The following is a 23,344-nucleotide window of genomic DNA, read 5'->3' as shown; positions in this document are numbered from 1 at the left end:
ACGGGCTGAGGCGGACCTGGCACCCGGTGCCGCAGGGTGTAGCCGGACTCACCGCCTTCTGCCACTTCGAAGCGACGCCAACAGCTCACCCCCCCCCACAGGTCGAGCTGGTGGCGGGCGCCGTCGGCCAGGACGATCCACGGCCGCAGGTGTTTCGGGTCGCGTGCCTGGGCTTGGTCGAAGGCGTCGGCGATGACCTGTTCGGGCGGGCGGACCAGCGAGGCGGTGCACCACTTGTTCTCCGCCCTGGGCCCTGGGCGGGCGGGGCGTTCGCCGCTTCGGCCGCCGGGTGGGTGGATCACATCGTGTGGGCGCCTGGGCGCCGGACGAGTGTCGAAGACGCAGGCCACGGTCGCCATCCGCTTGCGGTTCGGGTTCTCGCCTGGCGCGGGCCGGCCGCGATGGCCGACGGCGGCTTTCTCGGCGGCTCGGCGGGTGGCTTCCCGCAGTGCCTCCGGGCGCATGACCACGCCCTTGCCGTCCACCTGGATCACCAGCGGCATCTCGCGGCTGCACGGGACCGGGATCCTCGTCCGGTAGAAGCCGTCGATGTCGAGCGCGGCGGCGACCACGAGTTCTTCCAGTCTGCGCTTGCCGAGCACGTTCCCGCAGCGGCGTGTCACCGCGTCGTGGGCCTGGTCGAAAGAGCCGCGGACGGCCTCGGTGACGGCGAGCCGCCGTAATCCCGTCGAGTGTCGGCCTGCAGGCAGGGACAGCTCCTGGTCAGCGCGGTGGACGTTGCCCATGCCCGGCCCCCGGTGGGCGACCCGGGTAACCCGGACCATCCCGAACACGCTGGCCAGCCACCGCGAGTGCCCAGCCTCCCGCCAGGGCCGCACCCGCCCCTCCGGCCCAGTCACCGCCGGCCCGGCACCGGCGCGGACCTGGTTCTCTTCCTGCCTGGCCCGCAGGTCCAGGTGGTCCTGCAGCAGCAGGCGAAGCAGTTCTCGCCCGGCCGTGTCGAGGTATTCCTCCAGTTCGGCGTGGGTCCAGATGGTAGCCGGACTGCCTGACAGCGTGTGCATCAGCGTCTCAAAGGCGCTGATGGAGCGTGCAAAGGGGTCAGCGGTGCATGGGGTGTCGTACGGTGTCATCTCCGGGGCTCTTCCGTCCAGCATCGATTGGGTCGCACCTTCGAATGTAGGCGCGGAAGAGCCCTGCTGTTAAAGGGAGTTGGGCGAAACGGCCGCCCGGCGGCGGGCCAAAGTGAACAGGCCGGGGACATCCTCGTCCAGCCAGCCGCGCTCCACCAGCCGCTTCAGCTTCGACCGCGTGCCCTCGATCTTCCCGGTCTCGGCCGGCAGTCCGATCCTCGGCACGATCTGCTTGGCGCGGACCGGCCCCGGGGCGTCCGCCACCACCTCCAGAATGTCCCGATACACCTGCGGCAGGACCTCCGCCCCCATCCCCGGCTGCCAGTTCGGGACGGTCAGCACCCCGATCACCCGCCGCTCGGCCCCCGCATACGCAGACGCCACCGGCTCACCCACGGTCGGCCGGTCGACATCGACACCCACCGCCGACTCCTCCGGGGTCATCCCCGCGAGCACCTCGGCGACCGTCTCCCGCGCGATCCGCAACCGCTCCAGGCTCTCCCGCGCCAGATCCAGTCTCCCGGACAGCTCGGCAAGCGCGGCTTCGAGCTCCTCCACCCGCACCCGGGCAGCCGCCTCGCGCGCTTCTAACTCCTCGAACAGCGAGCCCATCCGCTACCCCTCCTCCACCACCACGGTAGAGACGAGCAGCCCTGAGCACAGCCCCGCTCGGCCTTCCTTCAGCTCGACCTTTCCCTTCAGAGGAACCGCACCCAATTGCGGTTGGCTTCGGCTTGTTCTCCTGGTGGGGGTTGCTGCGCGTGCGTCTCGAACTCGCCACCGACCTTATCGTTATGGTCAATTCCTGGGGGACCCAGCGTCTTCCGTGGTCTCGTATCATTGCGGTGAGCCTGAACCCCTCTGGCGCACAGTTCCACACCCCCGACGGGTTCACGTACAGGGCGGAAGCGCTGGGCAGCCTGGGGGGCTGGGATCGTCAGGACGAGCGGTTTGCCGAGGTTATGGCAATAGTGCGCGCACAGCTCCGAAGGTGACACCCGCTTTAGGAGTTCGATCACAGTGGGGCAGCGGCCTGCCGCTCCCCGCTTGCGACGGGCGCATACCGGTCTCTTCTGTCCACCTGGATCCGCCGTTGTCCGGCGACGTTGATGTCAGCAGTTGATGTCAGACTCTCGGGCTGCACGCCGGGCGCAGTGCCACGCTGCGCCCCGGATCTGCTGGATCCCGGGTCACCGATTGGCTCCGTACCCACCCCCCTCACCACTTCCTGATCGGTGGCTGTAGCTTCTGCCCATGCCAACCATGCTCGCCGTCGTTGCGGGAGTTCTCGGTGCGGTGCTGGCCGTGATCAACTCCATCCAGGTCTTCCTTGGGCGTCAGCTCATCAATCCGTCGGCAAGTAGGCGTTCGGCCCAGCAGCTGCGGACCCAGTCGGCCGCTGCTGCCGTGGCCATGCTCGGCGTCTCCTTGGCAGGGTTCGGCGCGTTGCTGGGAGGCTTCTGGCGCGGAGCGGGCGCGCTCATCATGCTGGCCGGCTGGACTGCACTTCTCGTGACTCGCAGGCGGCACGCCCAACATCCGTAGGCACACAAGGTCGAAACGGCGCAGCCACTGTGGCCCGCAGTCGCCTTTGTCGCCGGAGACCCCGGAGTTATCCGACACCTCCGGGCTGTGTGCACTCGGCAGGATCGAACCTGCGACGTTCTGATCCGTAGCTCTACATAGATCGGTCAGCGGAGGTCATACAGGTTGCCTGGAGGCCCATGACGGCCGGTGCGGGGTGCTGCCGGTTGCTGGGGTTGCTGTACCGCGTTGCTGTACAGCAGGATCTCGGCCGGCGTGAGGTCATGAAACGGGAACAGCTCGAACGGCTGTTGAGTGGTGGTGACGAGACGTCGTCGGCCGCCCTGAACGCTGTCCGCGCCGGCGCTTCGCACATTGTCTGGGACGAAACGCCGTCAGCCGAGCAGCCCGCGACGATCTACGGACGCCGACTCCGCCACACCCGTCGGAGGGGCATCGAGACCTCCGGCTTGGCTCGGGCCGTTCAACGCCTGGAACTTATACGGCCGACCGATTCGGCTGGGCCAGATCAGGACTATCGACGGATCGTGGGTCTTCATGTTGTTCCTCGACGAGGACGGCAGCACGTTGGTGGCGTGCACCGGAGTCCGACAGAGCCAACCGAGCACGGCATGACCAGACACCCGCTGAATCTCGCATCGCCAACACATTTTCCAACTTTGTTGGTGGGAGCTTGAACTGCGTTCGGGGGCGTTCACCTGTGTCCATGGGCGGCTGGCTGCCGGGACGTGTGCCCGGGCGGGTCTCCGTTGAACGAGCATGAACGCTGCTGAATGAGACGGAGCCTGCGCATTACTCGGGTGACGGTCGGCTGCAGTCGGCGCTAGCGTGCGGCGGTGATCACCAATGAGGGAGTACCCCTGGGTGCTGAGGCCGCACATCGCCTGGCACAGACAGGCCTCTACGAGTTCGAGCCGGGGCTGAGCGATGCCGAGTTCGAGCGCATTGAGCGAGAGTATGGCTTCGAGTTCGCGGACGATCATCGAGCCTTCCTTGCTGCCGGGCTTCCGGTCAACGTCCCTCCCGAGGACGGGCAGACCTGGTCCAGGCCGTGGCCGGAGTGGCGCGGCGGCGATCTGGACAGTCTGCGTCGACAGCTCGCCTGGCCGGTCGAGGGCGTTCTGCTCGATGTTGAGTGCAACGGGTTCTGGTACGAGGGCTGGGACGAGCGTCCAGCTGACGGGACGGCAGCGCTGGATGTGGCACGGCATCATTTGGCGGAGGTGCCGGTGTTGGTGCCCGTGTATGCCCACCGGTACCTGCCTGCCGGCCGGGGAAGCTTCGGGCATCCCGTGCTCTCGATGTGGCAGACCGACATCATCTATTACGGCCTTGACCTGGTCGACTACATACACCAGGAGTTCGATGAGGTGCGAGGCGAGGTCGACGAGCGCTGGAACCCTCGAGGGACGGTCCCTTTCTGGCGGGACCTTCTCTGACTCTTCGGGGAGCCCGGGCATTTGGCGGGCGCCCTCAGCCGTCCGGGCTTGGCCTGCGGCGGAGAGACGCAGACGCGTGGTAGAGGACACGCATGGATACTCTGTTGCGCCTAGGCTACGGCAGCTCGTGGCGCACCAATGCACGCGCGAACGGTTCATCGGTCTTTCGCGCGTATGCCATTCGCTCGCGCACCTCGCTGAGTGTGCGCGGACGATAGCCAGGGCCGCCACAGCAACTCTTGTGGAAGCGGACACCGGCATTCAAAAGTACCGACAGGGTCCGCCAGGCAGCGGTGTCGCGCCGCCGCGGCGGCGCGAAGGCGGAACCCACATGTATCAACGCCTCAGCACAGCGCGGGCAGAGTCGGTCGTGGTCGCCGAGGTAAGGCTGCTTGTAGGAGGCCCGACAGGGCAGGCAGACATAGGAGGTCTTCGCGTGGGCCATGCTGGCCAGAGTACGGCCCGTACGGGATGAACTCGACCAGGTTTCCGTGACATTCAGCAAGATCGAAGGGAGGTCCGCGCCTGTCTGGCCGAGCCGCCCGAGTTGCGCAAGACCGCCTCGATTGCCGAGATGCAGGACCGTCTCGCCGTCCTGACCGCTGCGTCGCACGAGGCCGCGCAGCTGGCCCTGGAGCGCCGGAACTCCCTTGACCGGGTCGCCCGGGAGCTCAACGTTCTCTTCACGGACCTCTGGGGCGTGGTCGACGAGATGCTCCAGGGCAAGTTCTTCTACTCCGAGGCGCAGCCCGAGCCGAGCGACGCGACGCATCTGCTGCCGAGGCTGATGCCCCCGTGGGGATATCAACGCGGCGCACAGTTCACCTCGCCGGACCAGATCGGCAAGGCCGCGGTGAAGTTCTCGTTCGTGGTGCGCCTGGTCGACAAGCTCGACGACGCGGCAGAGATCGCCTTCGACCTGCGGGTGGTCCACCGACACCACGGTCTGGAGGACTATCCCTTCGAGTTGCCGCGCACCTGGAACGCGCCCGTCGGTTCCGTCCAGTTCGCCCGGATCCTGGACGAGATCCGTGCCGTCGCCTCCAACGCGGTGCCGGACATGCTTCCACTGATCCTCCGCATCGTGGCCCTGGACGACGGCCACGTCCCGGACTGGTACACCAAGGCCCGCGCGGGCGACATCTGACCCGTCGCGACGCCGAGGGAGACCCGGGAGGGAACCATCTCCGGGTCGCCCTCGCGGTCTCGCCGGGCCGCGGCCTCCCTGACGGACCGCCGTGCGGCACGCTCAGCTCGCCGCTTCAACCGCTCATCCGCCAAGTGAAGCGCTCAGTCACAACTGTGCCGAAGCACGATAGTTGTCACCACCGGCATCGGCTGTTTGCGGCTTCAGTGGGACAAAGCATGGTGGTTGTCACCGATGCGGTGCGCTACCTGTCACCAGCTGCAGGCGAAGCAGGGGCGATGTCACCGCGTTCGGCTTCTGGTGGGCAGCAGGGTGCCGGGCGGCGGCCCTTGGCGATCACGGGCCATATTTCCTGCGCCCTACGCGAACCCCGCCCCTACGATCACCTGGTACGACTGCTGGAGGGGCGGGAATGCTTGAGGACATCGAGGACGGGATAGCGGCAGCGACGCGGCTTGCGGGAGGCGCGCAGCTTCAAAGCACGCTTGATGTCGCCGACCCCGCAGACTGGCTCGTGCTGGACGCAGGAGTGCGTGAGGTGGCCTGGCACCGGCCGCAGTTCCCGACGGGGTGGCAACACCCTGCCCCACAGCCCGCCGACCTGACTCAGCTCAGCGAGTCTCGGCTCGCACTCGCTTTCTGTCACCGCGACGGGCGGATCCGTCAGGAGGCGCTGCGCCAGTCGGTCCGATACCCCGGTCTGCTGCCGTTGGTCGTGATTCGCTGCGCCGATTGGGTCGGCCCAGTACGCGAGCAGGCCCGGCAGTTGCTGCGCGAGGCCATGAACGTGGACTCTGCCCGCGACCTCGCGCCGCTCATCCTCCGCGTCGGCCGCCGCGACAGAGGCGCCTTCGGCGTCGATCTGCTCGGCCAGGTCCTGCGCCAGGCATCCCACGGGCAGCTCGCTGTTCTCTTCGCTGACCCCGACCGCATCGTCCGGCGGTTCGCGTACCGGCTGGCCATCGAGGGCCGACTGCTCCGTCCCGCTGAGCTGGCCCGCGCGGCCGCCGGGGACCAGGACACCGTGGTCCAGGACCTGTGTGCCACAGCGGCGCTCACGGCCCTGGGGGATGAGGATGCCTTCGGGGGTGTGCTGCCTCCACTGCTGTCCGCACGCAACCCGCGTGTCCGTTCGGCCGGCGTCACCGCGCTGAGACGGGCGGGGCGGTCAGAGCAGGCAAAGCCGTTTCTCAGCGACCGTTCCGCGCTCGTTCGTGCTTGCGCCCGGTACGTCATAAGACAGCAGGGAGGTGACCCGGCGGCCTGGTACCGGGAGCGGTGCACGACACCAGACGACCCCGAGTTGCCGCCCGGTGCGGTCATCGGGCTGGCCGAGTGCGGAAACCGCGCGGACGCCGGGCTGCTGCGGCCTCTGCTCGTGCACCCGGCGGCCGGGGTGCGGGCGGGAGCGGTGGCAGGGCTGCGGGCACTGGACTGCGCGGATGCGAAACAGTTGCGGCCGCTCCTCGACGACCCTGCCTCCGGTGTCGTCCGCGAGACCGCCACCGCCCTGCTGCCCTCGGCCAAGGAACTGCCCGCCGACTGGCTATTGGAGCGCACCAGCTCCGAGCGGCCGCGGCACGTCCGCGTCGGCGCATTCCGGCTGCTCGACGCACGCGGCGGCATCGTGGCGCTACGGGCGGCGGTCGGCCTGTTCGAAGACCCGGATGTGAAGCTGCGCACCTGGGCCGCGCAATCAGTGCAGCGCTGGCATCCGTCGCCGGACGGACAGCGAGGCGGCGCCGAGGTGGGTGAACTGCTCGACCGGAGCCGACACCTCTTCAGCGACCATGTGCTGCGCCGACGCAAGTGGGAAGCCGGGCTGGACAGCTGAGACTGCACCGCGGTCCAGAACGCTGCCCAGCACTCGCCGTCCGGTGGCTCTGGTGACAGCACGCCTGCCTTGGTCACAACTACCGTGCCTCGGCGCAGACGAGCAGGTGCTGGGCCTGCGGTCGTTGTCGGGGTCAGTAGTCGAGGTCGAGGTGGTCGATGTCGTTGAGGGTGACGTCGGAGAGTCCCAGAGCGCGGGCTCCGCCGTCTTGGAAGTAGATCTCTTTGAATCCTTCGGCGATGATCTGGCGCATCTGCTGGTCGCTGACTCCGGCGTCACGGGCGTGGAACAGGCGCTGTGCGTAGGTGGGGGGCAGGTGGACGGTGAGCCGTCGGAAGCGTCCGTCGTCGGTCGTGCCGACGGGTGCCGTGTAGCCGAACCTGGCCCTCGTCTCCACCGTGATGCCGCGCGTGGTGGCGGCCTGTTTCTGGCGGCGTTTGCGGACCTGGGGCTGCCACCGGGACCGCACAGCCGCGTCGATCTTGTCGGCGATGGCTTTGGGTGGGTGTTTGCGTTCGCCTTTGCGGTAGCGCTCCACCGACCGTTGGCTGACCCCGATCTCCGCCGCGACAGCGCGGGTCGTCTTGAGCTGCTTGATCAGGAAGTTGATGCGTGCCTGGAGTGTCTTGGGCGGCTGGCGGGTGAAGCCCTCCCGGTCGGCGCGTTCGATGGCGTCGTCGATCTCTCCGGCCACGGCCTACTCTCCTTCGTCGAGGACGGCGTCGCCGCCCTTGATGTGCCGGGCGGGGTTGTAGCCCTGTTCCATGAGGTCGACCGCCCACAGCATCGACTGGACGCCTTCCAGCTTGGCCAGGCCCGGGGTGGGTCCGAGGCGGAAGCCGCCGGGCTGCGGCTTGCCGGACGCGGCATACGGGAGGAAGTCCAGCGGGCTCGCGCCCGGTGAGGGGTAGACGACGCAGTCGGAGAGTACGGCGAGTGGGTACAGGCCCGTCATCGCCGCCATGTTGCGCATCTTGCGGTGCATGTTGACGCGGGCCTTGGAGATGACGGCGGCACGGATGTCGGGCCGCCAGGTGGGGCGCTGGAGGGCCGGCCACCGCTCGCCCTCCTTGTACTTCTTGCCCTGGGGGCGCTCACGCAGTTTCCCGATGCCGCCCTTGACGGTGGCCTTGATGGCCGCGAGGACGGCCGCCATCGCCGGGTCGGCGTCCTTGTGCCGCTCCATGGCGGCGAGGAAGGCCCGGTCGTCCAGGTCCCGGGTGACGCCGAGGTCGGCGAGGGTGTCGACGTACGCGTTCTTCAGGCGGTCGTGCCACGGGTCCAGGTACGCGCCGGTCTCCCGGCGCAGGTATGCCTCGATCGGGGCGACGTTGTAGCCGAGTTCCTGGGCGTAGGCGACGGTGTGCGTCTGGTACCAGGCCGGGCCCGCCGGACGGGTGCCGTCCGGGGTGAAGGGCGAGGGCAGGCGCGGGTCCACCTCGACGTGGGACAGGTCGACCAGCCAGGAGCCGGGGATCTTCGGGTTGAACGTCGGGGCGTGGAAGTGGTCCGGGGCGGACAGGCCGACGACCAGGCGGGCCGCGGCGGCGAGGAACGCCGTGTTCAGGTCCAGTCCGACCGCGTACGGCAGCGTGCACTCCTCGTCCGTCAGCAGGCTGACATTGCGCACCCACTGGTACGCCTCCTCGTTCAGGAACCCGCCGCTCCAGCCGGAGTTCAAGACGACGGGGTGCTCAGCGGTGGCCTCCGGCGGCGCCGGGTCCATCGGCTCTGTCCCCAGGCTGCCGGGGTTGTAGGCAGACACCCAGTTCCCGCTCGCTTCGTCGCGCACCGCACGTGTGGGCGGGCGCAGCGCCGTCATCAGCTCCAGCCCCGACACGGCCGTCGAGCCGCGCGGCGTGATGACCCGCCGGGCGTACACGCCCAGGACGCGGGCGACGTCAGCCGGCTCCATCTCCGCAACGCCAGGCCAGGACCGCTCATCGAGGGCGTCCCACGACACGATCCCGACCTCACCGCGCTGCGCGTCGAACTCGCGCGCCCGCGGGGCGAGCGCGGCTGGACCTTCGACGAACTCGCCGACCGCAGCGGCCTGGCCCGCCGCACCCTGATCGACCTGGAACACGGCCGCACCACCGGCAGCGTCACCACCTGGCACGCTCTCGCCCACGCCTTCGACGTCCCCATCGAGCACCTCCTGGGAACCCTCTGCGACGACCACACCCCGCCCGGGGCGAAGGGCTCCTGACCCCGCCGAGCCCCGTTCATGAATCACCCGAACCGGCGAGCAGGCACCGAACAGTCAAGCGGCAACTCGCATGCAGGTTCGCCCCGGATGGGCTGCCCGGGGGAAGCTCCCCCGACGCCCCCGACGCCCCCGACGCCCCCGACGCCCCCGACGCCCCCGACGCCCCCGACGCCCCCGACGCTTCGGCGCGCCACCTGGCACGGTCCGGGCCATGCGCCCCAACACCGCCTCCACCGGCCGCCACTGGGACGGCAACCCCCGCACCACCCGCGCCCGCCGCCTGCTGCGGGTGGCCGCCACCAGCCCCAGCCCCAGCCGCCTGCTGCGCTGCGGGCAGAGCGGTCGCTGCCGCCTGTGCGGCAACCGCATCGAGGTCTATCTTTGCAGCGACCAGCGGCCCGTCGCCCTGCACCCCGACGAACTGGCCACCGCTCAGATCCCCGAGTCCTGCCGCTGGCACCTGAGCTGCGGCATCGCCCACCCCCACGCAGACGGCAGCGCCTGGTGCCGCATCCCGCACACCGTGTTGTGCCCCGGCCGCACCCCACCCGCAATCGTTCAGCTGAGCCCGCACATCGAGGCGGTGCGCCGCCAGCTCGCCGTCCGCTCCCGCCGCCTAATCGACACCGGCGCCTTCACCCTGCCGGCCCCGTCCGACCCCGCCTGCGAGGAGCAGACCGCCGACGCCCGCCGTCCCGCCCGGCCGGTCGTGCAACTCCTGCTGGGCCGCTATCTCGCCGACCGGCCGCTGGAGGAGATCCGGTGCGTGGCCCAGACACGCCAGCGCCGCCGCTGCCCCCAGGCCGTGCTCGCTGCTCACGCGGCCGCAGGCCGCTGGACCCTGCTGCCCGCCGGCCCGCAGCGCGGCGCGTGGAAGGCGTCGGCGGCGGCGCTCGGAGCAGTCGTCCTCGACCCAGGGCTGACCACCCTCGGGGCAGCCATCGCCGCCGAGCAGCACCGCCTCACCGACCACCGCTGGCGGGTCACTCTGCAGTACAACCCGAGCAACTGGGGCGGCGGCATCACCGGCATCACCGCTCCTCATGACTAAAACCGTCCCGTGGCAGTGGCCCCCGACCACCCATCCCTCACCTCCGCACACCGGCTGAAGGGCAGCCGCCCCTGTTCCGCCACCCGGGACCAATCGTCCGGGCGCCCCGTCACCAGACGACACCTCAACCCACCCGGCCCCGTGGCCGAAATGCACTGCATCCGGCCCGGGCCATCCAAATCCCTTCAACAACAACAGAATCATGAGACTCGAAATTCACGGAGATCGCAGTACTGGGTGGCGGAAAACTCCTGCGAGATTGTCATTCCGTTTACGGATGCCGGGAACAGTCCGCCTGACACTCAGGGCGTGGGGACGCTTTGTTAATGCGACTTCATCTGCTGCGCTGCATTCTCGATCCCGTCACGAGCTGGCGAGCTCTTCGGCGGTCCATGAGGAGCAGTGAGACGACGTCATTCGACGTGGCCTACAGGCAAGCCCGAGTGGAACGATTCCCCGAAGAAGCCCCCTACCGGCAGCACGGGCACGCGCCCCTGGCCGCACCGGACCAGCGTGAAAGGGACCCCCACTGACCGGACATCTGGCCGAATATATAGTCGTCGAAATCTAGCCGAACAGGCGGAAGGGGCAAGTGGGGAGTGCCTTTTTGCCGTCTTCCCGAAAGGCCCCTCGGTCTTGCCCGGTGTCGGAAAGAATCGGACGGTCCTTCATTCTGAAGCCCGGGGGAGTTCAGCATGCCGGATCCGGCTGAGATCGCTGTGATCAGTTCCGTCCTGCCCGCCACCTTGACGTTCCTCTTCCAGCGCCTGGACCGTCTGCTCACCTCACGCGGATCTGAGCCCGAGACGGACGTCATCATGCCCGCCGGCCTTGTGGGAACGCTTCAACTGCCGCTGGAGCCGTCCGAAGACGTGCTGCAGGCCCGGCGAGGCGAACTGGAACTGCTGCAAGAAGCCCTCGCCGACTACGCCGACGGCACCGTCCCGGTGCGCCCCTCCGACCACAAGCTCTTGCGGAACCTGGCCCGCGCCCGCACCGCTCTGGAGGACATCTACCGCCAGCACCTGACCTTCGAGGGCGAAGACCGGCCCGCCTCCGGCCCGTTCGTCCACCAGACAGTCAAGACCGTCACTGGCGAGGCCACGGGCATGGACAGCGACGTCATCGCAGGGAACTCCCGCGTCATCCAGGACGTGGACACGGTCGAGGCCGGAGGCAAGCTCATCGGTATGAGGGGCAGGCGGATCACCCGGCAGTAACACGGCAACCGCCCAGCCAACATGTGCCTGCGCGTCCGTGCCGCGGCACACCCGATCGCTTTGAAGGGCTGATCCGTGCCAGTACCCGAACTTGCCGAACAGGACGCCGCGCCGACCATCTCCGCGCCCCACGACGCTTCCGAGCTCGCCTCAGCCATCCAGCCGTCTCCCGGTCACGAAGCACACCCGGAGCCCCAGAGCGGGAGCCAGCCGTCCGCCCATGCTCCCGTCACTGACGGCCGGCCACAGACCCCCGACTCTCCAGACAGCACCTCACCCGCCGCCACGCCGCCCGGACTGGTCAGCCCCACCACTGACGTTCCCGCCCTGCACACGACGCCACCCGGCACAGTCCCGGACGACGGCGCGAGCACCGTGCAGAACGTCGGCAACAACTACGGGACAGCCGTCGCAGTCCAGAACATCAATGAGATCCAACGCCTTCGGGGAACACCTCTGCCCGACGACTGGATCAAGGCCCGCCTCCACCCCTACCTGCCTGACGACCAGACGACGAAAGCCATCGACGCACTCCTCGATGTACACCGGGCCGCCGTCATCCACAGCACCGCCGGTACCGGCCGCTACACCACCGCCCTGCACACACTCACCCACCAGCGGGTCAAAGACATCCGGCAAGTCCGCCGCGAACCCAATGAGCGGGTCGAACTCGAAGGCCTCAAAGACGAGGACACCGGCTGGATCCTGGATCTGAGAGACGAAGAAGAAACACTGCGCCCAGGATTCGGGCTCCACTTGCGTGAAGCGGCCGACCACCTGCGCGCCATGCGGTCCTACGTCGTCGTGGTCACCCACACCGACACCTGGATGACGGTCGCGGGCGAAGCCACCGAACTGGCCCACCTCCTTGCCCCGCCCCCCGCTCTCGACGTGCTCCACACCCACCTGGAACGACACCGGCCGCCCGTCCGCGACCTGGAGAAGTGGTGTGCCGACGAGGCCATCACCAGACAGCTCCACCAAGCCACACCAGCCGAGGCCGCACGACTCGCCCGCATCATCATCACCGCGGTCAGCCTCGACGACTCCACCGGCGAGCCCAAACCCTTCAAGGAGCTTGTCGAAACCGTCATCCAATCCACCCACAACTGGCGCACCGTACTGCGCACCTGGCACACCGACCATCCCAACAGCGCCCACCGCAACTACCTGCTTGCCGCGGCTGCCCTCGATGGCGCGCCTGCCGAGGCCATCTACGAAGCCCAGACCACACTCGGCGGGGCACTCGACGACACCCCAACTGCCGTCTGCGGACAGCAGGGCCCCGGCATCATCGAACTCACTCACACCATCGGCGCGGAACTCGGCGACGACGACCGCATCCACTTCCTCAAACCCGGCTACGCCGAGGCAGTCGTCGACTATTTCTGGGTCGACCGCCCCCACCACGTGGCCGCGTTCACCCGCTGGACCGCCGAACAGGCCGCATCACTGCCACCCGACCTCGGCATTCCCCTGGCCGAGCGCGTCGCCCAATGGGCCACCCGCTACACCCTTGCCAAGCAGAGCTTCACCGTCCTGCGCGCAATCGCCACCCACTGGGCCAAGACCCGCAACCTGCGCGGCAAGGCCACGGACCTGCTGGTTGCCGCAGCCATCGACCCCACCGCCGGCAAACGCGCCCGCGCCCAGTACCTCGCCTGGGCCAAGGCCCCCGACACGGACGAACCCATGCACCGGGGCAGCACCCCCACCGTCCTCAAACAGGCCCTCGCCGACGCCCTGGCCCAACTCGGCCACGCCTACCCCCAGATCGCCCTCAAACGACTGGCCGAACTCGCTGCCCACACCACTCACCAAGCCGTCACGGACGCCGTCGGAGACGCCCTGACGGAACTGTGGGACCAGCCCGCCCACCAGGACACCATCCGAACCACCCTCACCACCTGGTTCGCCGCCTCCCAACTCCACTACACCGCAGCCGCTCGCCGCGCATTCCTCCACCTCGCCGGCCGCACCACCACGGACGGCACTCCCCTCCTCCTGGCCCGAGCCAGCAGCGAAACCGGCCTGTTCGCCCTCACTGGATGGCGCTGCGCCCTGGACAAGGAAGCCGACCCCGACCTGCAACGCGCAGTCAGTACCTGGCTCGACAGTGCCCTGACCCACGACCAGCTACGACCCGTCATTCTGCAGACCTTTACCGAAGCCGTCTTCCGCTCCGACACCGACCGCACCTACCTCGCATCGCGCTTCCTCACTCTCAACCACATGGCTTACGGATGGGAACCCGCATACTCCGGCACACAGCCCACCGCACGCACCCGCCTGCGCGATGTACTCGTCATCGCCCTGCGAGAAGCCGACCCGACAGCACCAGCAACGTTGCACCATGCGCCGGCCACGTCGTAGACACGGCGGCTGGCCCACACCCCGAGCAGGCACCCTCGACCTGACCTGCCCGGCACCCACCGCCCTGCCTGGCCACCCCTTCACCCTCACTCTCACCGGCGCCTGGGAAGAACTCCCCTCACCCCGCCCGCACCACAGCCCTCACGCGGCCGCCGCCGACCACGCCCTGGAAATCGCCCGCACCATCACCGCCGACTACCTCGCCACCGATGCCGTACCGGCCACCGCCCGCATCAACACCGTCCTCGGCTGCCCCACCGACCTACCCACATTGCCCATCCGACTCCTCTGGGGCCACGTCCACCTCACCGCAGAACCCGGCGCCGTCCAGGCCGCGCATAACCACCAACAACACCTGCACGACCTCCAACAGCGTCACGCCGAACACACCCGCCGCCTGGACCACGCCCATACCCTGCGCGACACCCTGATGAGCGACCCTTCACTCGCCCTTTCCTACTGGTTCGCCACCGCACCACAAACCATCGACACCAACACACTCACCCGCCTTGAGAACCTGTTCACTCAGGCAGCCGCATATGCGCCGCATGGCCAGTGGGCGCCCCTGGCACGCCTGCTTCATGCCTTCGCCGAAGGTCTGACCGACGACGCCAAGAACCACCTCATCGACACCCTGGCCACCCTCACCGACCGCTACGGCCGCCCCGACATCACCGCCGCCATCCAAACCGCGCGCATACCTCCCACCACACACTCCACCCAACCGTCTGCGCCAGACCGCACGCCTAAGCAGCAGACGGCTCCCATGACCGGCGACTCAGCGTGCCGAGTGTGAGTGCTCAGACGTCGGGTCCTTGCGCCCGGGCTTCGGGGAACAGGCGAGGCGGGTTGTGGGGGCGCTGGCGAAGGTAGAGCAGTGCGCGGGTTTCACGCCCCCTGCGCCTGTTCTCGCGGTATCGGAAAGATCTTCTTCCCTCATGGGTGTGCTGTGCCGCGGCGTGCGGGTGCAGTCACGGGCGGGCGGGACCAGGAAGGCGCGCACGCAGTCGGACATTATGTCGGGATTGTCGAGGAGGTTCCACGGCAGCCCGGGTATCACGGTGTTCAGCTGGCCGAGCATGTCCCGGATCATGAGCAGTCCAACGGCGGCCCGTGCATGGTCGGCGGGACTGGGCTGCCCCACCTTCAGCGTGGTGATGAGGAATATCCGTGTGGGCATGAGTGAGGCGCGGCACCAGGCGAGGACCGCTGGGCCGACGCGCCGGGCGGCGACTTCGGCCTCGGCCGCAGAGCAGAACTCGTGGGCCCAGGCGCGGATCTGGTCGACGCTCCGCCAGGCGTGATGCAGCAGCGGCAGGGGTGTGCCGGCCACCAGTCGGCGCAGCTCGTCGCGGATGTCGCCCTCGATGAGCACTCCGTCGAGGTCTTGCACGGCCAGGCCTTCGTCGTCCACGTCGAGGTGCTCGATGAGTGACGCGATGGGGTTCGCGGCGTGGGATGGAGACAGGGCGCGGAAGAAGTCGCCGATGGCCTGGTTGTGGACCGCGCTGCGGCCGGTCCGGATGATCTCCATGGCCGTGGTCAGCAGATCGGCCGTGCGTGCCGGCTCCAGCATGCCCGCGCCGTGGTCCAGCACGGCGAGTTGCGGCGCCGACCAGTCCACACCCAGGTTCCGGATCGCGTCGTCGAGGCGGCGTATCCGAGCGGGTACGAGCGTGGCCAGGTGGCCGGTCGCGTCGAGGTGCTGCGCGAGGACTTCCGCTTGCTGCTGTGGATCCTCGATCCCGGCCAGCTCGCCGGACTGCTCCGCCTGCGTCATGAGGCGGTCGACGGCCGCGCGGAACGCTGCGCGAACGGCGGCCTCCGGTACGGGCATCCTGTCCGCGAACGCCCGCAGGGCCAGATCGTCCGGCCGGCCGCCCGGCTTGGCGTTGCGGGCCAGCCAGAGCACCATCTCCTTGGCTCCGTCGGCGGGCCGGGAGGCGGTGCCGCGACCACGGCCGAGACGGCGCACGACATTGCGCTCCACTAGCCCGCGCGCACGCCAGCTCCGCAGCCGCTTGGGCGTCACGATCCCGCCGTGAGCCGCCGCGTAACCGATCAGCTCCTGGTCTGCGGGGCTGAGGGCATCAGGTGAAGGCACCCTCACACGCTAGCCCCGCCATACGCCCGGGCGGGTGTCGTCTTACAGACCGCCCACCTTCGATGAAGGCCCAACCCTGGCGGGAGCTTTCCTGGCGTCGGTGCCGGGCAGCGGGTCCGGCGCCGCAGCCCATGGAGGTGCTCCGCGGTGGTCACTGCCCCGTCCCTCATCTCGCTCGCCGTCCAGACAAGTGCCGGCGCCGGACTTTGGAGAGACCTTGCCGTCCTGGCCCTGCCCCGCCTCGTCCTCGCCGTCACGCACCTGCTGACCGTCGTCGTTGCCTTGTCCCACCGAAACAGTGCTCGCCGACGCGAGGCCCGGCAGATTCTCTTCCGGCACCCCTTGATGCGGCACGCACCCGCTCGCGCCCAACACCCGGACGGGGGCCCTCCCGACGGTAGCTCTCCCAACTTCCCGCCCCTCGGCGGCATGCAGTGATGCTGGCGCTGCGAGCGATACCGGCTGCACCCGGGGCAGGCGGAGGTGCGCCTGTTCACCAAGCAGGAGCTCGGACAGTTCGGTCCCGGCAGTCGAGCCCTGGTACGACCCGCGCCCCGGCGGTCTGGCCGGTGGAACTGGAGCGGCGGCAGCCATAGACGGCCTGCCTCTCGGTCGGGTGAAGGTACTGCCGTGGCGGAACTCTTCCCGGGCGCCCGGGAAGAGTTCCGTACATGAACCCGATCAACGAGGTGCACGTGAGTGAGCCGGGCCTGGTTGTCGTCGACGTCGCGGCCGTCGACGACGCCACCGCCCTGACCTTCCAGCAGCTGCTCGCCGACCGGTGGGCGACGGCTGCGCTGCTACCTGGACCTGAGGCAGCCGGTCGGCTCGGATGATTTGGCCCCCCCGTGCCGCCGCAGGTCTTCACAGAGGTACAGCGATGACGATCTGCTGTCACGTAGTGCGGTCCCCGGATGGTCGTCGCTGTGCGGCGCGTTCCACGAACGGCTCCAGGCCGCTCTCCGGGTGCAGGTACACGTAGCGGTGGGCGGCCTGGACCTGCACGGCGTTGAGGCGGTCGACGAACGTCTGGGGGACAGTGAGGATGACGTCCTCGGTGCCCAGGGACAGCAGGTGCTTTGGGCCGATGGGAAGTAGGAGGGTCTGGGCGTCACCGAACGCCATGCCGTAGAGGGTGCGGCTTTCCTTCACGCACACGGTCAGGGCCGGGTTGTCGCCGATGAGGAACTGGCCCGTCTCGGGCGTGATTACCTCCAGCCGCCGCGTCGACGCCAGGTCCCGCATTTTGTGGAAGGTGTCCTCGATGCTGGTGCGGAAGAGCTTGCCGGTCTCGCGGTCGCGCATGATCGTGGACCGTTCGATGAGGCGTTCGGCGAAGGCGCCCAGGGCAGCCGGGCCGGACAGATACAGGCCCGTCTCGCGCAGTGCCTCGAGGCGCAGTTGCTCCGGGTACTGGGTGATCACTTTGGCGAGCAGGCGTGTGCGGGCTCGCTCGACCGAGTCGGTGTGCACGTCGCGGTAGTGGAGCGACCGGACGTAGTGGAGCACGACCAGGTCGCGCAGCACGTCCACGTGAAGAGGGTTGGCGAACGGAGTGCCGGCGTGCACAGCGGCGAGCGCCGCAGGCACGCGCCTTTCCACGTCACCCCAGAGCGCTTCAACGGATGGGGAGTCGACGGCGACGAAGTTCTCGACCCAGCCGCATCGACTGGTGGGCATCCGCTTGCGCACGCGTCCGGGATTGTGCAGGTCGAACGGGAGCAACTGCCGGCTGCCGCCCTTCGGCTCGGGCATCGTGAACTCTTTGAGCAGGACCTGGGATACAAGGTGCTGCCGCGACGTCTGCTGTGCTGTTCCCACACGCCGAATTGTGCCAAGTACCCCTCGCCACCCGCCAAGAGTTTCCCGGCCGCCGATCTCAAGGTTACCGGTCAGCGCAGCCGGACCACGGTGACGACCGCATACCGGGTCGTGCCCGACACGACCTGCACCACCACCTCGCTAGTGGCGGGCGTGTAGGGGCCGCTGACTTCGTGAACGCCCGCCCGGACTGAGGGACCAGGTGCGGGACCACGACCGAGGACAGGGCGTTGTCAGCCGTTTGGCAGTGCCACCCACTCGTCGGGCAACTGCACGGCGAGCGCCTTCGGGTGCCGGGCACTGTCGGTGAACCCGACCACCGCCGCGTCGACAAGGAACCGGAAGACGTACTTAGGGCAGTTCTTTGGCCCAGGTCAGGGCGTCGGGGCATCCTGCTTTTGCAGCGCCCTCGCAGGCTTTGCGGAGGTCGGGACTGAGTTCGGGGTCGCCGGTGGCGGTGAGGGTATGCAGGATCGAGCCGATCTCCTCGCATATCGCGACCGGGCCGTTGAGGTGCGTCAGGACGTGGGCGGCGAGCTGGGCGGTTTCGGCGGGGTGTTCGGCCAGGACCGGTGAGTCTTTGAGGCTGTGGAAGAAGAGGAAGGCTCCGGGGAAGCGCGAGGGCGATTTGACGAGAAGGCCGACTGCTTCGGGGAAGAGGTCCCCGGCTGGGAGAACCCAGTCGAGCATCTGCCCGCTCTCGTCGGCAGTGAGTCGGATGGGGCGGTTGTCCAGGCGCCGGGCCCAGTAGTCACGGATCCAGCGTTCCCAGTTGCCCTGGGCTTCGGCGGGTTGCAGTTTGTTGAGTCGCCAGCCGATGTGCTGGGCCCACAGTTTGCGGTCGGTGTCGTTTGAGGAGCTGAGGAAGGGGGTGAGGATCCCGTGTTCCGGGTGGGCGGCGGTGGCACTGTACAGGCACAGGTCGGCGACATGGGTGACCAGCGTCGGCCGCAGCTGCGCGTCGTGGATGTGGATGAAGCTCTGCAGGAGCGATGGACGCAGCAGTTCCAGGACGCGCTCGTTCCAGTACGGGGCGGCCAAGTAACCGGTCCATGCGGCCCGCGCCCTGGCGGTGTCGGTGCCCCAGTCGAAGGCGGGGAGCAGGTGCGTGGTCATCCAGTTCTCGTCGATTGCGACCAGTGCCGGAAGGTTCTGGGCGAGGGTGGCGACGGCAGTGAGTGTGCGCGGATGCCGTCCGTGGACCAGCGAGGTCAGCGCAGCTCGGCTTGTTTCGGGCAGGCCGGTCCGGCGGTCCCCGTCCGTGGCGTTCCAGCGTCGGACTGCCTCCTGCACCCAGAACGCGGTCAGGCCGTAGGACCAGTCGTTGAACAGATCCGCGGCCGCGGGGGCCGGTCCTTCCTGCTCGGCTTGTTCGACCAGGGCGTCGCCGAGGGCCTCGCAGGCGGCCAGCACCCGCTCGCTCGAGGCGGCTGCCAGGGCCCGTAGGAACCGTACTGTCGCCGCATGCACCTCCCCAGTGACCTCCTCCTGGTTGAGGCGGGCGAGGATTTCGAGTACGTCGAGGGCCTGTTCCTCGTCCAGCCGGGGGGCGGTCTGCGTCCACGCTTCGAGCAGGCAGGGCCACAGATCGGTCTGCCATTCGCTTCTGGTCACCAGTGCGGTGGCGATCCGAATGCCCCATGCGGGGGTGGCGGCCGCGGCTTCGGTCACCTTGGGCAGCATCGCCTGGCGGTCGGCGATGACGTCGGGGCGCAGCTCGCCCTGATAGGTGAGCAGCCGGTCGATGTCCTCGTCGGAGACCATCGACGACAATTCCTCTGTGGTGACTGGGCTTCGCGTCACGATCGCCTGGAAGGTGATGTTGAGATCCGGGAACTTTCTGGCGGTGAAGTTCGGGTGGGCCTGCTGGAGTTCATTCAGCGCCTGCTGGGCCTGGGTGAACGAGGGGTCGTGCTGGCAGGTCCAGGTGAGCAGGTTGTAGACCTCATAGGCGCGCAGCTCGGCACGGCGCGGTTCGCCATCGTCGGTGTCGGGGCCGGCCAGGATTCGGGTGAGTAGGTCGCTGCGGACGTCTTCGGCTTCGGGCAGCGCATTGGCGATGAGCCGGAAAACCTCGTGCTTGGTCGCCGTTGCATACAGCAAGTCGTGTTTCAGCAGCCAGCGGAGCTTGTCGTCCGCGCCGATGTCGGTGCGGGCGTTCCATCCGTGGACCGCCAGGCGCTGCAGGAGCGCGACGTCGCTGGCGGCCCACGATTCGAAGAGCGAGACCACGAGCTCGGGTGTGACCTTGGCCAGGTGCTCTGAGCAGTCGCGTGCGATGTCGATGACCAGGTCGAACCCGGTCGGGGGAGTGTCCTGCGGGTGCGGCTCGATCGCGGAGCGCTGAAAGCTGCGGAGGTCGAACCCGCTGGTGTCGCGGTTGGCTGAGCAGGCCGTCTGCGCGTTGCGCAAGTGCCGCTCCATGCCTGCCAGCATCCTGTGGGAGATCTCGTCCAAGTGCGAGCCGCGCAGCCGTTCCCAGGCCTCGCGCAGGCTGTATTCGTCGCCGGTGACCGTGTCGACGTCGAACCGCACCGCGCCCGGTGCAGTGAATGAAGGCACCATCTGGGGTTGAGGCGCGATCAGGTGATCGAGCAGCAGCAGGATGGAGTCCCGGTGCTCGGGCCAGGTCAGGGAAGACAGGAGCCAGCTCAAGGCCAAGCCGGAGGCCTGGCTCCGGATCAGCACCGGCACCCATCCGCCGATGGCCTGGGCATCGGGCTGCGTAGTGCGCAAGGAGGCAGCGACATCCTCCGCCGTGGTCGGGTGTAGCACTCCGCGGCGCTGGTGGACGACCGCCATGGCGTCCGCGGGAAACCTGGCAGCGAAGCTGTGGGCGAACCACCAAGACAGGGCTCTGCCCACACGGTCGAGGGCAGGACCCCATTGGAACAGCGGCGCGAACGCGGGCTGGGCACTGGCCCAGTCAAGCCAGACCGGGTCCTGCGCGTGACGCGTGAACAGGGACACGGTCTCCTCTTGGGAGATGACCGACTCCAGATAGGAGAGCCGCGCCGGGTCCTGCGGCACCGACGCCCGGGCCGAGCCGTCCGGCTCCTGCGTGGGTGCCACCAAGTCCATGATCTGCTGCTCCTGTTCGAGCAGCCCCCAGCCGGACAATTCGGCCCACCGCTCAAGTCCCTCGGTGAGCGCGGCATGACGATGCGCGCTCGGGTACGTCACCGCGGTGATCCCCATGGCCAACCAGTCGCGGTTGGGCGGCGCCTCATCGCTGATGAGCCCGAAGCGCTCCGTTCCCGGCGGCAGACCTCTGCCGAGGTATTGCATGATCAGGTCGTTGTGGCTGTAGCCCACGAACAGCACGCAGTACGTGCGGAACATGTCCTGCAGGAACCGCGCCGCCCACGCATCAGTCAGATAGGCCCGTCCGAAGTCTGCGAAGGTCGCTACCAGATCCTGCGGGCGCTGGTCCACGCAGCCGTGCAGGTGCACGATCCCGGTGAAATCCCGGCCCAACGGAAGCGCTGGGGCCCGGTATACCGCGGGCGGTTCCCCGAAGAATGAGGCGGCGGCGGTAGTGAGGTGCCGGTCGTAGTTGGTGGTAACGATCCGCAGGTCACCTGCCGACGGGAACAGGCGTACCAGGGCGGAGTGCACCGCGTTGGGCTGCTCGGACGCTTCCACGAGCCGCTGGATCCGCTCGTGGACAGGCAAGTCCCGTTCCGCCAGACGGGTCAGAAACAGATCGGGGGCGCTCGTGGCCTCCAGTGTCACTTCGACGCCGACCTCCCCGGCGACCTGGGCAGCAAGTTGCGCGAAGGTCGGCAGGGAAGAGGGAGGAGACATTGATGCTCCCGCCCCCACGAACAGCACCAAGCGCCCACGGCGCTGCGCCTGCAACACCGGCTCAGGGATACTGAACTGCCCGGTCAACCACACGCCGCGACCTCCCGCGTCGACTCCAAGCCTGAAGCCTAGAGCGCTCCTGGGCAGAAGCCGCCCAAAGGCGAGAAGCCCGTTCGTGCCAGGTACGTATGTGGAAGCAGGTTGCTCGTGTCTTTAGCTGGTCCTCCGAAGTCCTTCGTGGAACGGTTGAATGTCTTCGTCGCTGATCCTCAGGCCGTCGTGGATCTGCGGCGTTACTTCGGTATCGGTCTGCCGCCTGGCACGGTGCCGTTCACCGGTAGCCGGTTCGAGCATCTGGCCGATGGAGGAGACCGGCCGGACATCGCCGATCGGATCACGGCGGAGGACCTGATCGCGGTGCAGACCTTGTCGGTCACCGTTCCGGCGCGTGTCGCGCTGGACATTCTGGAGGGCCGACTCGGCACACAGCTGTCTGGCCTGCTGCAGGCCATTCCCAGGAAAATCGACATGGTCGATGCCGAAGTGTCGCACTTGGCCGACGGCTCGCCGGCGGACCAGGCCTGGAGTCTGCTCTGTGACCAGCACGGAGTTGACTGGGTTATCGCCGGGAAGCTCTTGGCTCGTAAGCGTCCGCGGCTGCTGCCGGTCTACGACAAGGTAGTGCGCTGCGCTCTGGGCCGCCCGCGCCCCTCGTTCTGGCTTGCGTTGCATGCCGCGCTGCGCGAGGACGACCGTGCCCTGCACCGCGAGTTGCTCGCGCTACGGCAAGTCGCGGGAGTGCCGGAGACGGTGAGTGCGCTGCGGATTTGCGATGTGATGGTGTGGATGGGGCACCTCCATTTGGGGCATGCCTGTCCTCGCTGACCTCGGCAGCGAAGCTGCTCCTACGGCGTTCTGGCGTGTGAACCGTGCACCACCACCGAGGTCGGAGACGGCGGGGCGGTGGTCGTCGTCGGCGATGTCGTAGGTGATCAGGTAGTTGTAGGGCACGGGCCACCTCCAGTTGGTGGCGAGGTGGCGACCTGGACCGTGAGGGGGCGGTGCGGTGGCCAGCGTTCGGGTTGCGCTGGATGTTGAGCCATGGTGAAGAGAGAAGGGGTGGGGGGCTGGGTGTGGTTTGCGCGTCGGCCGGTCGGCCTCCGCGCTGTGGTGGCTTGTGGCCCGGGGGAGGAAGGCGGCACGGGAGGGTGCCTGACGGACTCTCAGGCGTGTTGTCTCGTCTCTGGGGAGGGTTCGGGCCCGTGGTGCTGCCGGAGGCAGCTGGGGGCCCGTCACCCGCGTATCGGCCAGCAGGGGCCCGGAGGGGCCCGGCTGGTCTTTTCTCGGTATTTCGTGGTGTACTGTTTTCCACGGAATACCCGTCAGTTCTCTTTGCCTGTAAGGGAATCGGAGATTCCCCGGAATCTGCTCCTTTCAGGGAATCGGAGATTCCCGGGAATAATCCCCGAAACCGTCACCTCAAAATCCGTGCTGAATATCGGATATGACGGTCAATCAACTCAATTCAAAAAACAGTCACCACCAAAACAAGCCAGCTTCTTTTCGTGCCGGAGGCACGCCGTTATGGAATAAGGCCGGAGGCCTTATTCCATAACTCCCGCCGGAGGCGGGGCAATTCGCGCGGGGACGCGCGAAACGAGCGAAGCGAGTATTCGGCTGCCGGAGGCAGAGCGAAGCGG

General features: G+C 68.2%; 17 protein-coding genes and 2 pseudogenes. 11 read left to right on the top strand and 8 right to left on the bottom strand.

Annotated elements, in window-relative coordinates:
* Nucleotides 1–1,094, bottom strand: a pseudogene (locus ACIRVK_RS35070) (ISKra4 family transposase); the annotation flags it as partial.
* A gap of 69 nt (nt 1,095–1,163) precedes the next feature.
* Entirely contained in the window at nt 1,164–1,706 is a 543-nt protein-coding gene (locus ACIRVK_RS35065) for a hypothetical protein (protein ID WP_404254370.1), read from the bottom strand.
* Nucleotides 1,707–2,348: 642 nt separating this feature from the next.
* On the opposite strand from ACIRVK_RS35065, the gene ACIRVK_RS35060 reads away from it, so the two are divergent.
* Together ACIRVK_RS35060 and ACIRVK_RS35055 are read left to right on the top strand one after the other, a co-directional pair.
* Complete coding sequence (locus tag ACIRVK_RS35060; protein ID WP_404254368.1) at nt 2,349–2,639, top strand: hypothetical protein; 291 nt, start codon at nt 2,349–2,351, stop codon at nt 2,637–2,639.
* Nucleotides 2,640–3,475: 836 nt separating this feature from the next.
* Nucleotides 3,476–4,078, top strand: a complete 603-nt coding sequence (locus ACIRVK_RS35055) for a hypothetical protein (protein ID WP_404254366.1) — start codon at nt 3,476–3,478, stop codon at nt 4,076–4,078.
* Nucleotides 4,079–4,193: 115 nt separating this feature from the next.
* Here ACIRVK_RS35055 and ACIRVK_RS35050 read toward each other — a convergent pair whose 3' ends face one another.
* Entirely contained in the window at nt 4,194–4,523 is a 330-nt protein-coding gene (locus ACIRVK_RS35050; protein WP_404254364.1) for a deoxyxylulose-5-phosphate synthase, read from the bottom strand.
* 129 nt (nt 4,524–4,652) lie between these two features.
* Between ACIRVK_RS35050 and ACIRVK_RS35045 the strand changes: the two genes are divergently transcribed.
* Nucleotides 4,653–5,225, top strand: coding sequence for a hypothetical protein (locus tag ACIRVK_RS35045; protein WP_404254362.1), 573 nt, complete (start codon nt 4,653–4,655; stop codon nt 5,223–5,225).
* Nucleotides 5,226–5,637: 412 nt separating this feature from the next.
* A complete protein-coding gene (locus ACIRVK_RS35040) occupies nt 5,638–7,059 on the top strand; it encodes a hypothetical protein (protein ID WP_404254360.1) in 1,422 nt (473 codons plus the stop codon).
* 133 nt (nt 7,060–7,192) lie between these two features.
* Here ACIRVK_RS35040 and tpg read toward each other — a convergent pair whose 3' ends face one another.
* On the bottom strand, nt 7,193–7,753 hold the full coding sequence (gene tpg, locus ACIRVK_RS35035) for a telomere-protecting terminal protein Tpg (RefSeq protein ID WP_404254358.1): 561 nt from the start codon (nt 7,751–7,753) through the stop codon (nt 7,193–7,195).
* Nucleotides 7,754–7,756: 3 nt separating this feature from the next.
* A pseudogene (gene tap, locus ACIRVK_RS35030) lies at nt 7,757–9,025 on the bottom strand (telomere-associated protein Tap); the annotation flags it as partial.
* Here tap and ACIRVK_RS35025 point away from each other — a divergent pair.
* The 5 genes from ACIRVK_RS35025 to ACIRVK_RS35005 all read left to right on the top strand — a co-directional run bounded on the left by ACIRVK_RS35025 (nt 9,002) and on the right by ACIRVK_RS35005 (nt 14,708).
* The gene (locus ACIRVK_RS35025; protein WP_404254437.1) at nt 9,002–9,268 is read left to right on the top strand and encodes a helix-turn-helix transcriptional regulator; all 267 of its coding nucleotides are present in this window, start codon (nt 9,002–9,004) and stop codon (nt 9,266–9,268) included. The pseudogene tap and the gene ACIRVK_RS35025 overlap by 24 nt on opposite strands.
* 211 nt (nt 9,269–9,479) lie before the next feature.
* The gene (locus ACIRVK_RS35020) at nt 9,480–10,319 is read left to right on the top strand and encodes a DUF6083 domain-containing protein (RefSeq protein WP_404254356.1); all 840 of its coding nucleotides are present in this window, start codon (nt 9,480–9,482) and stop codon (nt 10,317–10,319) included.
* Between the two features lie 695 nt (nt 10,320–11,014).
* Nucleotides 11,015–11,539, top strand: coding sequence for a hypothetical protein (locus ACIRVK_RS35015; protein ID WP_390774721.1), 525 nt, complete (start codon nt 11,015–11,017; stop codon nt 11,537–11,539).
* A gap of 75 nt (nt 11,540–11,614) precedes the next feature.
* Nucleotides 11,615–13,912 (top strand): hypothetical protein, encoded by a 2,298-nt coding sequence (locus ACIRVK_RS35010; protein ID WP_404254354.1) that lies wholly within the window; start codon nt 11,615–11,617, stop codon nt 13,910–13,912.
* Nucleotides 13,893–14,708: a hypothetical protein gene (locus ACIRVK_RS35005; protein ID WP_404254353.1), complete on the top strand. Its 816-nt coding sequence runs from the start codon at nt 13,893–13,895 to the stop codon at nt 14,706–14,708. Before ACIRVK_RS35010 ends, ACIRVK_RS35005 begins: the two co-directional genes overlap by 20 nt.
* On the opposite strand, the gene ACIRVK_RS35000 is transcribed toward ACIRVK_RS35005, so the two are convergent.
* Nucleotides 14,691–16,016: a hypothetical protein gene (locus tag ACIRVK_RS35000; protein ID WP_404254351.1), complete on the bottom strand. Its 1,326-nt coding sequence runs from the start codon at nt 16,014–16,016 to the stop codon at nt 14,691–14,693. The two genes, ACIRVK_RS35005 and ACIRVK_RS35000, sit on opposite strands and share 18 nt — an antisense overlap.
* A 671-nt stretch (nt 16,017–16,687) precedes the next feature.
* On the opposite strand from ACIRVK_RS35000, the gene ACIRVK_RS34995 reads away from it, so the two are divergent.
* Complete coding sequence (locus tag ACIRVK_RS34995) at nt 16,688–16,852, top strand: DUF6207 family protein (protein ID WP_404254349.1); 165 nt, start codon at nt 16,688–16,690, stop codon at nt 16,850–16,852.
* A gap of 58 nt (nt 16,853–16,910) precedes the next feature.
* On the opposite strand, the gene ACIRVK_RS34990 is transcribed toward ACIRVK_RS34995, so the two are convergent.
* Both ACIRVK_RS34990 and ACIRVK_RS34985 read right to left on the bottom strand, forming a co-directional pair.
* Nucleotides 16,911–17,771, bottom strand: a complete 861-nt coding sequence (locus tag ACIRVK_RS34990; protein ID WP_404254435.1) for a DUF4238 domain-containing protein — start codon at nt 17,769–17,771, stop codon at nt 16,911–16,913.
* 417 nt (nt 17,772–18,188) lie between these two features.
* Complete coding sequence (locus tag ACIRVK_RS34985; protein WP_404254347.1) at nt 18,189–21,731, bottom strand: DUF4020 domain-containing protein; 3,543 nt, start codon at nt 21,729–21,731, stop codon at nt 18,189–18,191.
* A gap of 150 nt (nt 21,732–21,881) precedes the next feature.
* Between ACIRVK_RS34985 and ACIRVK_RS34980 the strand changes: the two genes are divergently transcribed.
* The gene (locus tag ACIRVK_RS34980; RefSeq protein WP_404254345.1) at nt 21,882–22,529 is read left to right on the top strand and encodes a DUF6308 family protein; all 648 of its coding nucleotides are present in this window, start codon (nt 21,882–21,884) and stop codon (nt 22,527–22,529) included.
* Nucleotides 22,530–23,344: the final 815 nt, after the last annotated feature.

Origin of the sequence: Streptomyces sp. NPDC101152 (genome assembly GCF_044768275.1) — a bacterium.
Classification (GTDB): domain Bacteria; phylum Actinomycetota; class Actinomycetes; order Streptomycetales; family Streptomycetaceae; genus Streptomyces.
The sequence above is the reverse complement of the archived record's forward strand: the minus strand, read 5'-3'. Positions and strand labels throughout refer to the sequence as shown.